Source organism: Nocardia sp. CA-290969, assembly GCF_050936135.1.
Classification (GTDB): Bacteria; Actinomycetota; Actinomycetes; order Mycobacteriales; family Mycobacteriaceae; genus Nocardia.
In genome coordinates this window covers 2,186,260-2,197,991 of record NZ_JBNJNJ010000001.1, presented here as the reverse complement: position 1 = coordinate 2,197,991, position 11,732 = coordinate 2,186,260, and the positions used below count along the sequence as shown (strand labels likewise).

The 11,732-nt window shown below is 68.5% G+C and carries 11 protein-coding genes; 7 read left to right on the top strand and 4 right to left on the bottom strand.

Annotated elements, in window-relative coordinates; all coding sequences use genetic code 11:
* Window positions 1-164: 164 nt before the first annotated feature.
* The gene (locus tag ACQEVO_RS10255) at window positions 165-833 is read left to right on the top strand and encodes a PaaI family thioesterase (protein WP_432911432.1); all 669 of its coding nucleotides are present in this window, start codon (window positions 165-167) and stop codon (window positions 831-833) included.
* 295 nt (window positions 834-1,128) lie between these two features.
* Here the strand turns inward: ACQEVO_RS10255 and ACQEVO_RS10250 are convergent, their stop codons facing one another.
* The 3 genes from ACQEVO_RS10250 to ACQEVO_RS10240 are packed head-to-tail and all read right to left on the bottom strand — an operon-like array spanning window position 1,129 to window position 4,254.
* A complete protein-coding gene (locus tag ACQEVO_RS10250) occupies window positions 1,129-2,301 on the bottom strand; it encodes a sulfotransferase family protein (protein WP_432911429.1) in 1,173 nt (390 codons plus the stop codon).
* A 13-nt stretch (window positions 2,302-2,314) separates the two neighbouring features.
* Window positions 2,315-3,091: an SDR family oxidoreductase gene (locus tag ACQEVO_RS10245; RefSeq protein ID WP_432911427.1), complete on the bottom strand. Its 777-nt coding sequence runs from the start codon at window positions 3,089-3,091 to the stop codon at window positions 2,315-2,317.
* Window positions 3,091-4,254, bottom strand: a complete 1,164-nt coding sequence (locus ACQEVO_RS10240; protein ID WP_432911424.1) for a hypothetical protein — start codon at window positions 4,252-4,254, stop codon at window positions 3,091-3,093. The genes ACQEVO_RS10245 and ACQEVO_RS10240 overlap by 1 nt, the downstream gene beginning before the upstream one ends.
* Before the next feature lie 81 nt (window positions 4,255-4,335).
* On the opposite strand from ACQEVO_RS10240, the gene ACQEVO_RS10235 reads away from it, so the two are divergent.
* From ACQEVO_RS10235 to cysC, 3 genes are read left to right on the top strand one after another with little or no spacing between them, the layout of a single operon-like run.
* On the top strand, window positions 4,336-5,247 hold the full coding sequence (locus ACQEVO_RS10235; protein WP_432911422.1) for a helix-turn-helix domain-containing protein: 912 nt from the start codon (window positions 4,336-4,338) through the stop codon (window positions 5,245-5,247).
* Between the two features lie 32 nt (window positions 5,248-5,279).
* Window positions 5,280-6,212, top strand: coding sequence for a sulfate adenylyltransferase subunit CysD (cysD, locus tag ACQEVO_RS10230; RefSeq protein ID WP_432911419.1), 933 nt, complete (start codon window positions 5,280-5,282; stop codon window positions 6,210-6,212).
* Window positions 6,212-8,050, top strand: coding sequence for an adenylyl-sulfate kinase (cysC, locus tag ACQEVO_RS10225; RefSeq protein WP_432911416.1), 1,839 nt, complete (start codon window positions 6,212-6,214; stop codon window positions 8,048-8,050). The genes cysD and cysC overlap by 1 nt, the downstream gene beginning before the upstream one ends.
* A 111-nt stretch (window positions 8,051-8,161) precedes the next feature.
* Here cysC and ACQEVO_RS10220 read toward each other — a convergent pair whose 3' ends face one another.
* Complete coding sequence (locus tag ACQEVO_RS10220; RefSeq protein ID WP_432911414.1) at window positions 8,162-8,752, bottom strand: TetR/AcrR family transcriptional regulator; 591 nt, start codon at window positions 8,750-8,752, stop codon at window positions 8,162-8,164.
* A gap of 78 nt (window positions 8,753-8,830) precedes the next feature.
* On the opposite strand from ACQEVO_RS10220, the gene ACQEVO_RS10215 reads away from it, so the two are divergent.
* The 3 genes from ACQEVO_RS10215 (at window position 8,831) to ACQEVO_RS10205 (ending at window position 11,680) form a co-directional block, all read left to right on the top strand.
* Window positions 8,831-9,847: a GlxA family transcriptional regulator gene (locus ACQEVO_RS10215; protein ID WP_432911412.1), complete on the top strand. Its 1,017-nt coding sequence runs from the start codon at window positions 8,831-8,833 to the stop codon at window positions 9,845-9,847.
* Between the two features lie 104 nt (window positions 9,848-9,951).
* A complete protein-coding gene (locus ACQEVO_RS10210) occupies window positions 9,952-10,668 on the top strand; it encodes an alpha/beta fold hydrolase (protein WP_432911410.1) in 717 nt (238 codons plus the stop codon).
* A gap of 46 nt (window positions 10,669-10,714) precedes the next feature.
* Entirely contained in the window at window positions 10,715-11,680 is a 966-nt protein-coding gene (locus ACQEVO_RS10205) for an alpha/beta hydrolase (protein WP_432911408.1), read from the top strand.
* The last annotated feature ends 52 nt before the right edge of the window (window positions 11,681-11,732 follow it).

The window sequence follows — 11,732 nt, the reverse complement described above, 5'->3', positions numbered from 1 at the left end:
AAATCCTCGCACGAACGGGGGCCGGACGCCCGGTGAAACGATTCCACCGCACGCCGGTATCCGGCAGCCTACGTGGTCCGAGCAGGGCGGGGACGCGCGGCGGCAGGGTGGTCCCGGGCGCCCCTGTGGACCGGCACCCGGGGCGGGAACGATAACGTGTTCTCATGAGCGAAGACGAGGCCGGGAACGCACTCCCCAGCGCCGAGCACCACGAGGGCGGATTCCGGCCGATGTCGGAGCTGATGGATCAGGTCCGGTCGGTGGACACCAGCCGCGGCGGACCGCACTACGGTGAGTTCGTCGAGCAGGTGCGCACGCTCATGGACCGGGCCCGGCTGGCGGTACCGCCCGACGATCTGGTGCAGGAGGCGGCGGGCATCCTGGAGAAACTCAACGACCGGCTGGCCGCCCATGTGCACGAGGAATGGGACGCCCCGGGCTGGACCCGGTTCGATCTCCCGTCGCGCGGCAATGTGACTCTGCCGCCCTACCGCGTGGATCGTGCGAAACCCGACGGTGTGGAGGCCCGGATCACCTACCGCACCTTCCACCTCGGCGGCAATGCGGCGGCGCACGGCGGGTACATCTCGCTGGGCTTCGACGATCTGATGGGTCTGGCGGGCTCGCTGTATTCCGGGTCGGTGACCCGGACGGCATCGCTCACCGTCGACTACCGGGCGATCACGCCGCTGAACAAAGAACTGCAGTTGCGTGCCTGGGGCGAACGCCAGGAGGGCCGCAAGGTCTGGATCAAGGCCACCCTGCACGACGGTGAGTTGCTCTGTGCCGAAGCGCATGGCCTGTTCATCGTGCTGAAGCCCGGCCAGCCGTAACACCGGAACGCGCCGCCCTTCCGCCGGGCCGGCCGAGAGGCCCCTCGTCCGGCGGGCCGCCGCCGGACGAGGATGCCGTCCGGACGGCGGCTCCGGCCGGAAACCGCCCGGCACCGACCGGAACGCCGGCCGCTGCCGGGCCGTATGGCCGGCCGAGTTCACCGGACTTCGCCGCGGACCCGGCGGGCAGTCCCGGAGTGACCACAACATGGCGGGCGCGGCGGGGCCGCTGTCACGGGGCGACCCCGCTCACCGCGCGGACAACGGAGACGTGTTCCGCTCTCCGCGCGGCCCGTTACTTGCGGTTGCCGCCGGGATAGTGCTCGGCGAGGTAGGGAGCGAATGCCTCGTCGACCTGGTCGGCGGTGAGGCCGAAATCGGCCAGCGAGTATTTGTGCGCCGGACGCGCGGCGCCCGAGGTGGATTCGCTGTGCAGCGCGGCCATCTCCGACCGTGCCGATTCGGTGAATTCGATACCGAAGTGGTCGTAGATCTGCTCGACGGTGGCGAGCGGGTCGGTCACGAAATCCTCGTAGTACACATCGCAGAACTGCGCCGCGGGGTGTTTCGCGCGATCGGCGAGGAAGGTCCGTGCGCCCCGCGACCACAGCTCGAGTTGCGCCTCACCGACCACCGGGCCGCGGAATTTCTCCGACCAGCCCGCCGTCGCCTGTTCGTTCAGGCTGCACACCGAGGCCACGATGGTGCGCGGCTGCCGGTGCATCTGGATCACCAGGGCGTCCGGGTACACGGCGAGCAGCGCGTCGAGCGCGAACAGATGGCTCGGATTCTTCAGCACCCACCGGCGATCCGGATCGTTGAGCCCGATCAGCTGCAGATTGCGGCGGTGCCGGGCGTAGGCGGGGGTCCAGTCCTGCTCCCGCAGCCATTCCGAGTAACCCGGTAGATAGGCCAGGCATTCGTAGGAGATCGACATGGCCGACTGCCGCAGCAGCTGCCAGCACTCCTCCACCTGGTCGGCCGAAATATGGTGCACGCCCATGAATTCCGGATGTTCGACATGGTGCTTCTCGTAGCCGGCCTGCAGCTGCTGGAACACCGGGTTGTCCGCCCAGGTCGCCCGGGGCGGGCGCGGTTGCGGCATCTCGGTCAGCCACATCTCCAGACCCTGATGGCCGGGGTCGGCGGTGAGCAGGCGATGCACGGCCGTGGTTCCCGAGCGCGGCAGCCCGGTCACGAAGATCGGGCGCTCGATGGGTACGTCGGCGTGCTGCGGATACTGTTTCCAGCCCGATTCGCTCAGCGCGCGGGCGATGAGCGCGCCGCGCAGGAACGCGCGGTTGACCTTGTTGCCGAACGGGGTGAGTTCGGCATCGCGTTCGAACGATTCGAGCAGCACCGACAGGCCGGTGCGGTAGTCGTCGGCGCCGAAATCGTCGAGGCCGATCACCTTGGTGGCGGAGGCGTGCAGATCGTCGATCGTGCCGACGTCTTCCCTGCCGATCATGTGTGGTTTCTCCTCAGTGGTGGAATTCGCCGCAGTTCACGTCGAGACAGGTGCCGGTGATCGCGCGGGACATCTCGGAGGCGAAGAAGACGACGGCGTCGGCGATTTCGTCGGGTTCGGGCAGCCGGCGCAGATCGATATCCGCGGCGGTCTCGGTGTAGACCTCCTCGGCCGTGATCCCGCGTTCTTTCGCCAGATAGTCGAAATACCATTTCAGCGTGTCGGCCCAGATCCAGCCGGGCGCCACCGAATTCACCCGGATACCGCGTGGCCCCAGCTCGGTGGCCAGGCTCTGCGCGAGTGCCAGCAGCGTCGTCTTGGCCATTTTGTACGGGCCGTACGGTTGCCGGGAGTGCCGCAGTACCGCCGAGTTGATCATCACGACCGACCCGTTGTTCTCGGCGAGTGCGGGCACGAACAGCCGGGTCAGCCGCAGTGCGGCGAACACATTGGTTTCGAAACTGGCCCGCAGGTCATCGATGGCCACCTCGGCGAGGTCGGCCATCGGCGGCATGGCGAACGCGTTGTTCACCAGCGCGTCCACCCGGCCGAATTCCGCCTCGGTGGCACGCACCAGTTCCTGTGCCGCCGCGTCGTCGGTGATATCGGTCGGTACCACGAGCGCCTGTCCGCCCAGTTCCTCGATGACGGCGGCGACCTTGCGCAGCCGCTTCTCGGTGCGCGAGGCGAGCACCACCTTGGCTCCGGCCTTCGCGCTCTGTACCGCGATGGCCTGGCCGAGCCCGGGGCCGATACCCGAGACGACCACCACTTTGTCCCGCAACAGCATCAGCCCAGCATCCTTTCCGCCACCGCGGCCTGGCGGCCGGCGATCCGCGCTTTCCAGTCCTGCGGGGTGATCCGCGATTCCTCGTAGTAGGGCAGCCGGGCGGGCAACTCGTCGAACGACACCAGCTCCACCGCCGGGCCGTCCTCGGGTTTCAGTTCCCGCGACAGCCGCTGCCAGCGGAACTGCAGATAGGCCCGGTCGTGCCCGGTACGTTCGATCCAATTGACCAGGCCGGGGTCGCGTTCGCTGATGACCAGCCGGATCATGCCGTCCGGATCGACCTTCGCCTGATCGGCGTTGAGGCTGGTCTGGTGGTTGATGTAGTCCAGCGAGAGGTACCACATGCTGCCGAGCTGGAAGCCCTGGTAGGGGGCGTCGGATTTCGGCACGGTCAGGATCATCACCTGGTCGCCGGTGAGTTCGTAGTGGCCGACCGAGGAGAACTGGGTGGACAGCCCGCCGGGGGTGCGCCGCGGTTCGGTCATGGTGTTGACCGGGAGGTTCAGGTAGAACCACTCGGGGAAGGCCAGGAAGGTCTTCAGCCGGGAGACCAGCATCTTCCCGGCGACCTCGTACCGTTTGGCCATCAGATCGGTGGTGACGGCCGGTGGCGCGCTACCCGTCGTATCGACCCGGCGGATCCGGACGGTGCCGGCCTTCTCGTTCGCCCAGTCGCCGAAGACCTCGCGGACCGCGAGCATGGTCGAATCGGCGGCGAGCTGGATATGGTTGCGCCCGCCGGTGCCGGGTCCCAGCGTCAGCTCATAGGTGCCGTCGGCGGCGATATCGATGGAACGATCGTCGAAGGCGGTTTCCCCGCCGGGCACCTCGGTGGGCGAATAGTTGCCGTTGAGCACCTGGAAACTGAGGTCGCGGGTGGTGCCGCGGGTGCCGGTGACCACGTATTCCGCGTCGGGGCGCAGATTGGCGTGCCAGTAGAGGGTGTCCGGGTTGTCCAGGCCCATCTTGGTGTAGGGCCCGGTGGAGGTCACGAAGTACGGGAAATCCTTCTCGAACGCCCACGACATCTGGACGGCGGCGCGGATACTGCCGGCCAGGTAGTCGTAGCCCTCGGCCAGATCCTGTTCGGTGCGGATATGGGGGGCGCTCTTGATGATTTCCTCGGCGGCGGCGATCGCGTCCGCGAACGGCTGAGTCAGCACGATACTCCCGGTGTTCCATATATGTACCGACCTGGTACATTCTGATACAGGGAAGGTTAGAACTTGTTCTAGGAGTGGTCAATGGTTGCCGGTCCGGCAGAGGTACGCGAGGTGGGGCGGCGCTCGGCCCCGACGCAGCGGGTGATCCAGGTGATCGACTACCTCACGGCACGCCGCGGCCGCCGCGCCGGGCTCTCCGAAATAGCCCGCGACCTGGACCTGGCCAAACCCACCTGCCTGGGCATCCTCACCGAACTCACCGCCGCCGGCTATCTCGTCCGCGATCCACGCACTCGCGAATACGGACCCGGGCCGGCGCTGATCGCCGCGGGCCGGGTCGCCCAGGACAGTTTCGCCATCGCCGCCCTCGCCCACCCCGAACTGGAACGACTCAGCGCGAAATATGCCACCACCTGCACCGCGTCCGCGGTGGTCGGGGAACGGATCAGCGTCCTGGACAGCGCCGGCCCGGCCATGGTGCGGGTCGGGGCGACCTACCGTTTCGCGCCGCCGGTCGGCCTGATGTACGTGCTGTGGGATACCGACGCGGCGTTCGACGCCTGGCTCTCGACCCCGCCGACGGTGCCGCTGCATCAGGACGAAACCCGGTTGCGCCGGCTCGTCGCGGAATGCCGCGAGCGCGGGTACCTGGTGGAGAGCATGACCGGCGCGGGCCGGCAGCTGTACTCCATGCTGGCGGGCGTCGCCGGCCACGAAATGCCCGATGAGCTGCGCACCGCCGTCGCGGAACTGGTGACCACCCTCGGCGAGCGCGTCTACCTGGGGGCGGATCTGCGGCCCCGCAAGGAGCATCCGGTGAGCCTGCTGGCGGCACCGACCTACGACGCGGACGGCCGCCAGCAACTGGTGCTCACCATGTACGTGGGCGCCTCGATCACCGGCGCCGAGATCGCCCGGCGCGGTACCGCTCTGGCCGACGCGGCCGACGCGGTCACCGCCGCGGCCGGCGGGCAGCGGCCGCGACACCATTGACCATCTATAGAAACGTGTTCTAGTTTTTAAGCGTGAGCCAGCACACGAAGTCGGCGGCGGGCACCTACGAGCTCTCCCATCAGGCCGCACTCGAGGCCGAATCGGTCCATATCCTGCGGGAGGTGGCCGCGACCTTCGAACGCCCTGTCCTCCTGTTCTCCGGCGGCAAGGATTCGGTGGTGATGCTGCACCTGGCCACCAAGGCGTTCTGGCCGGCCCCGGTGCCGTTCCCGATCCTGCATATCGACACCGGGCACAACTTCGACGAGGTGATCGCCTATCGCGACGAGGTCGTCACGAAATACGGGTTGCGGCTACTCGTGGGCCGGGTCCAGGACGATATCGACGCCGGCCGGGTCACCGAGGACACCGGCCCTCGGGCCAGCCGCAACCGGCTGCAGACCGCCACCCTGCTGCGCACGCTGCGGGAGGGCCGGTTCGACGCCGTTTTCGGCGGCGCCCGCCGGGACGAGGAGAAGGCCCGGGCCAAGGAGCGGGTGTTCAGCTTCCGCGACGAGTACGGCCAGTGGGATCCGCGCCGGCAGCGCCCCGAGCTGTGGAATCTCTACAACGGCAAACATCGTCCGGGCGAACATATCCGGGTCTTCCCACTGTCGAACTGGACCGAACTCGATATCTGGAGCTATATCGCGGCCGAAGGTATCGATCTGCCGCCGCTGTACTACGCCCATCGGCGGCCGGTGGTCCAGCGCGACGGCATGCTGCTGGCCCACACCCGGTTCCTGACCCTGCTCGACGGCGAGGAACCGCGCGAGGCGCTGGTCCGGTTCCGCACCGTCGGTGATGCCACCTGCACCGGCTGTGTGGAATCCACCGCCGCGACCCCGGCCGAGGTGGTGGCCGAGGTCGCGACCGCCCGCGTCACCGAACGGGGCGCGACCCGCGCCGACGACCGGATCTCCGAGGCCGGGATGGAAGACCGTAAACGAGAGGGTTACTTCTGATGAGCTCCCTGCTGCGCCTGGCCACGGCCGGCAGTGTCGACGACGGGAAATCGACCCTCATCGGCCGGCTGCTGTTCGATTCGAAAACCCTGTTCACCGATCAGCTCGACGCGGTGGAGCGCACCAGCCGCGACCGCGGTGAGGACTACCCGAACCTCGCCCTGCTCACCGACGGACTACGAGCGGAACGCGAACAGGGCATCACCATCGATGTCGCGCACCGCTATTTCGCCACGCCGCGCCGCAAATTCATCATCGCCGACACCCCGGGCCATGTGCAGTACACCCGGAACATGGTCACCGGCGCCTCGACCGCCGATCTGGCGCTGATCCTGGTGGACGCCCGGCACGGCGTGGTGGAGCAGACCCGCCGGCACGCCTTCCTGGCCTCGCTGCTGGGTGTTCCGCACCTGGTGTTGTGCGTCAACAAGATGGATCTGGTCGACTATTCGGCGCAGCGATTCGCCGAGATCCGCGAGGAATTCGCGGGTTTCGCCTCCCGGCTGCAGATCGCGGATCTGACCTTCATCCCGATGTCGGCGCTGCACGGCGACAATATCGTGCACCGCAGCACCACCATGGATTGGTACGAGGGCACTCCGCTGCTGCACCACCTCGAAGAGGTACATATCGCCTCCGACCGCAACCTGATCGATGCCCGGCTGCCGGTGCAGTACGTGATCCGCAGTCACACCCCGGATTTCCGCGGCTACGCCGGCACGATCGCCAGCGGTGTGTGGTCGCCCGGCGACGAGATCACGGTGCTGCCGTCCGGTCTGTCCACGACGGTCACCGGCATCTGGGGGCCCGGCGGTGTCCCGCTCGACCAGGCGTTCCCGCCGCAGGCGGTCACCGTGGCTCTTGCCGATCAACTCGATATCGGACGCGGCGATATGCTCTGCCGGCCGGCGAACCGCGCGCAGACCAGCCGTGATCTCGACACCATGGTCTGCTGGTTCAGCGACGAGGCGAGTATGCGTCCCGGCGCCTCGTATACGGTCCGCCACACCACCCGTAGCGTCGGTGCGCAGATCCGCTCGCTCGATTACCGGCTCGATGTCAACACCCTGCACCGCGACGAGAACGCCACGTCGCTGTCGCTCAACGAGATCGGCCGGGTACAGCTGCGTACCCGGCAGGCACTGCACTTCGACCCCTACCGGCGCAACCGCACCACCGGCAGCTTCCTGCTCGTCGACGACACCACCGGCGATACGGTCGGCGCCGGGATGATCACCGGCCCCAGCCTCCCCTCGTCGCGGGTGGTCTGGCATTCCAGTGCGGTGGATCGTTCGGAGCGCGCCACCCGCGGCCACACCGTCTGGCTCACCGGGCTGTCCGGGTCCGGGAAATCGTCGGTGGCGGTGGAGCTCGAGCGGCGCCTGGTGGCCGCGGGCCGGCCGGCGTTCCTGCTCGACGGTGACAATCTGCGGCACGGACTCAACTCCGATCTGGGATTCAGCGCGGCCGACCGGACCGAGAACATCCGCCGGGTGGGTGAAGTGGCCCGGCTCTTCGCCGAATCCGGAACCATCGCCATCGTCTCGCTCATCAGCCCGTACCGGGCCGACCGCGAGCGCGCCCGCACCGTCCACACTGCCGCCGGAATCCCGTTCCTCGAGGTGTTCGTGGACACTCCGCTGGAGGTGTGCGAGGCCCGCGACCCCAAGGGCCTCTACGCCAAGGCCCGGGCCGGGGAGGTCCGCGGTTTCACCGGTATCGACGATCCCTACGAGGCACCGCCGGCGCCGGAGCTGGTGTTGCGCCCGGAAGACGGCGATCCGGCCGCGATGGCCGCCGCGATCCTGGCGCTGCTGGCCCGGGACGACAGCGCCTGACACCAGGGCGATCTGCCGCCGCCGTGCCGCGGGGTGTGTGACGTTCGCGCACTCCGCGGCACCCGCATGGGACGAGAGGAGCGGGCGCGAGCCGCACCTCACCGCCGGTGATTACGCGACCGGTGCGCCCGCCGGCATTGCCGGGCCCGATACCGCGGCGATTTCGCGCAATCGCCGGGTGGGGGTGCCGAGACGGCTCAACTGGATGAGGCCTTGGGCCATCACCACGACACCGGCGCTGTGTGCCGAGAGGACGGCCGGGTCGATATCGCCGCGATGCGCGAGCCCTTCGGCGACGCCCTGCTCCATGGCCGAGGTCGTCCGGCTGCCGATGGTGACGACCTCCGGTATCCGCAGCGCCAGCTGGGCGATGCTGTTGAGCATCAGGCAGCCGCGCCGATCCGGCTGCGCGGCACAGTCGTCGATGATCGCGAACAACAGCGCGCGGACCGCGTCGCGGGCAGATCCCGGAGCGGCCACCACGGTATCGCGGACGAAGCGGGCGCGCTGATCGCAGTACCGTTCGAAGGCGGCCAGGAACAGGCCGCGTTTACTGCCGTACGCGGCGTAGATACTGCCGTTGCCGACGCCCGTCGCCGCCGAGACATCCCCGACCGAGGTGTCGTCGAAACCCTGTGACCAGAACAGGTCTGTGGCGGCGTCGAGAAGCTGTGCCTCGTCGAATTGCCGGGGCCGTCCCATTCGCTCACCGTACCAATCGTCCTGCGATATCGCCCACACCGCTTGTTATGGAGTCGCGGCTCCAGAATACTCTGCCGCATGGTCTCTGATGGTGCGCAATCGCCCCGCCGCCGAATCGGCATCCTCGTCTTCGACGGTGTCAAAACGCTCGATTTCGTGGGCCCGGCCGAGGTGTTCATCGAGGCCAACCAGGCCGCACCCGGATACGAGGTGGTCCTGCTCTCCCCGGACGGCACCGGTGTGCAGACCTCGATCGGCGCCCGCATCGAGGTGCACGCCGCGGCGGCCGCGGCGGGCCGGTTCGATACCGTCGTCATACCCGGTAGCGAACTACCGCCGTCGAAGTTCGTCACCCCGGAGCTGCTGGCGGCGGCCCGGCAGCTGTCCTGGAACACCCGCCGGCTCGCCTCGATCTGCAGCGGCGCCTTCGTGCCCGCCGAACTCGGCTTGCTGAACGGCCGGCGCACGACCACGCACTGGAAGTTCGCCGCCGATCTCACCCGCCGCTACCCCGCGATCACGGTGGAACCGGACGCGATCTTCGTCCGGGACGGCAATCTGTACAGCTCCGCGGGTGTCGCGGCAGGTATCGATCTCGCCTTGGCACTCGTCGAAGAGGACCACGGCGCCGATATCGCCCGCCGGGTCGCCCAGTTGCTGGTGGTCTATATGCAGCGCGCGGGCGGGCAATCCCAGTTCTCGGCCTCGCTGAGCGGGCCGGTACCCCGTAGCCCCCTCGTTCGCAAGGCAGTCGACCTGATCTGCGCGGACCCCGCGTTCCCGCATACGGTCCAGACCCTGGCCGACCACGCCCGGGTCAGCGTCCGGCACCTCACCCGGCTCTTCCGGGCCGAACTCGAACACTCGCCGGCCGAATACGTCGCCTTCATCAGGTTCGGCATCGCCCGCGATATGTTGCACGCCGGCCACAGCGTCACCGAGGCCGCGACGGCCGCCGGGTACGGCAGCAGCGAGGCTTTGCGGCGAGCGTTCGTCGCCCGGATCGGTGTCTCGCCGCGCAAGTACCAGCAGCGCTTCCGTTCCACGCGTCCGGTAGCGGACCCGGAGGTCGCGATCGCCGCGGCGGCGTCCTGATCGGGGGGTTTCACGGCCGGTAGAGAGGGGCGCGCCGGGAACTGCCGCGGCGATGCTGGAGGCGGCGCACCGACACGCGCCACCCGCCACAGAGAAGAGCTTCCATGCCTCCCGCACCAACGATCGTTCTCGTGCACGGCGCCTTCGCCGACGCCTCCAGCTGGCATCCGGTCATCGAGCGACTGCTCGCGCGCGGATACCCGGTCCTCGCACCCCCGGTCGCCGGGCGCAGCCTCGCCGCCGACGCCGCCTACATCGCCTCTTTCGTCGAACGGATCGACGGGCCGGTGCTGCTGGCCGGGCATTCCTACGGCGGTGCGGTCATCACGGTCGCCGGGGCGGCGGACAATGTCGCCGGACTGGTCTACGTCTCCGGTTACGCCCTCGAGGAGGGCGAGAGCCTCGGACAGTTGCAGGGCAGCTTCCCGGATTCCGACCTGGCCGCGCACCTGGTCTACACCCCCTATCCCACCGATACCGGCGAGCCGGGAACCGACGTCACCGTCGACCCCACCGCCTTTCCCGAGATCTTCGCGGCCGGCCTGGATCCCCGCACGGCTCGGGTGCTGGCGGTTTCGCAGCGACCGCTCTCGGCGGCCGCTTTCGGCGAGCCCGCCACCGTCGCGGCCTGGAAGACCACGCCGGGCTGGGGAATCGTCTCCACCGCTGATCGCACCATCAACCCCGAGGTCGAGCGGTTCGGCTACCGCCGGGCCGCGCTGCGCCGGATCGTGGAGGTCGACGCGCCGCATCTGGTCATGCACACCCACCCCGACGAGGTCGTCGGCGTGATCACCGGCGCTCTCGACGACCTCGCCTGAACGTCTCCCACCGCATCCCGAACACACCCACGAAAGGCATCCGACAATGGCCGGAAACCCGCTGAACATCTCCCTGGAACAGGCCGCGCAGGACTTCGTCGACGCGACCTCCGAGCCGCCGTTCCTCTACCAGTTGCCGCCGGAGGAGGGTCGCAAGGCGGTGGATTCGGTACAGGACACTCCGATCGACAAGCCCGAGATCGACGAGGAGTGGATCACCGTCGAGGGCGGACCGACCGGCTCGGTGCGCGCGCGGATCGTCAAACCGCTCGGCACCACCGGCCCGCTTCCGGTGATCGTCTACACCCATGGCGCCGGCTGGGTCTTCGGCGACGCCCACACCCATGACCGCCTGGTCCGCGACCTCGCCGTCGGGACCGAGGCCGCCGTGGTCTTCCCGGAATACGATCGGTCGCCCGATGTGCGTTACCCCGTTGCCAACGAACAGTCCTACCGGGTCGCGCAGTGGGTGGTCGCGCACGGGGCGGAGAAGGGGCTCGACCCGGCACGGATGGCGGTCGCCGGGGATTCGGTCGGCGGCAATATGGCCATCGCGCTGACCCTGATGGCCAAGGAACGCGGCGATATCACCTTCGCCCAGCAGGTCCTGTTCTATCCCGTCACCGACGCGGCCTTCGACACCGAGTCCTACCGGCAGTTCGCCGAAGGCTACTTCCTGACCCGGGAGGGGATGAAGTGGTTCTGGGATCAGTACACCACCGATGAGGCCGACCGGGCCCGGATCACCGTGTCCCCGCTGCGTGCCACCCGCGATCAGCTCGCCGGGTTGCCGCCGGCGCTGGTCATCACCGCCGAAGCCGATGTGCTGCGCGACGAGGGCGAGGCCTTCGCCGGCAAGCTCCGCGATGCCGGCGTCCCGGTGGTGCAGACCCGCTACGGCGGTATCGTCCACGATTTCGTGATGGTCAATTCGATGCACGCCACCCAGGCCGCGAAAGCCGCGGTCGCCCAGGCCGTTTCGGTGCTGCGCGCGGCACTGCACACCGCCTGACCGGTCCCGCGGGCCGATCACTGCGGCGGCACTGCCGGAGTGATCGGCCCAT

Bases quoted from the DNA above. Each gene is read 5' to 3' on its own strand.
- cysC (WP_432911416.1), top strand. From the start codon at position 6,212: ATGAGCTCCCTGCTGCGCCTGGCCACGGCCGGCAGTGTCGACGACGGG.
- ACQEVO_RS10205 (WP_432911408.1), top strand. From the start codon at position 10,715: ATGGCCGGAAACCCGCTGAACATCTCCCTGGAACAGGCCGCGCAGGAC.
- ACQEVO_RS10215 (WP_432911412.1), top strand. From the start codon at position 8,831: ATGGTCTCTGATGGTGCGCAATCGCCCCGCCGCCGAATCGGCATCCTC.
- ACQEVO_RS10255 (WP_432911432.1), top strand. From the start codon at position 165: ATGAGCGAAGACGAGGCCGGGAACGCACTCCCCAGCGCCGAGCACCAC.
- ACQEVO_RS10220 (WP_432911414.1), bottom strand. From the start codon at position 8,752: ATGGGACGGCCCCGGCAATTCGACGAGGCACAGCTTCTCGACGCCGCC.
- ACQEVO_RS10245 (WP_432911427.1), bottom strand. From the start codon at position 3,091: ATGCTGTTGCGGGACAAAGTGGTGGTCGTCTCGGGTATCGGCCCCGGG.
- ACQEVO_RS10210 (WP_432911410.1), top strand. From the start codon at position 9,952: ATGCCTCCCGCACCAACGATCGTTCTCGTGCACGGCGCCTTCGCCGAC.
- ACQEVO_RS10235 (WP_432911422.1), top strand. From the start codon at position 4,336: ATGGTTGCCGGTCCGGCAGAGGTACGCGAGGTGGGGCGGCGCTCGGCC.
- ACQEVO_RS10250 (WP_432911429.1), bottom strand. From the start codon at position 2,301: ATGATCGGCAGGGAAGACGTCGGCACGATCGACGATCTGCACGCCTCC.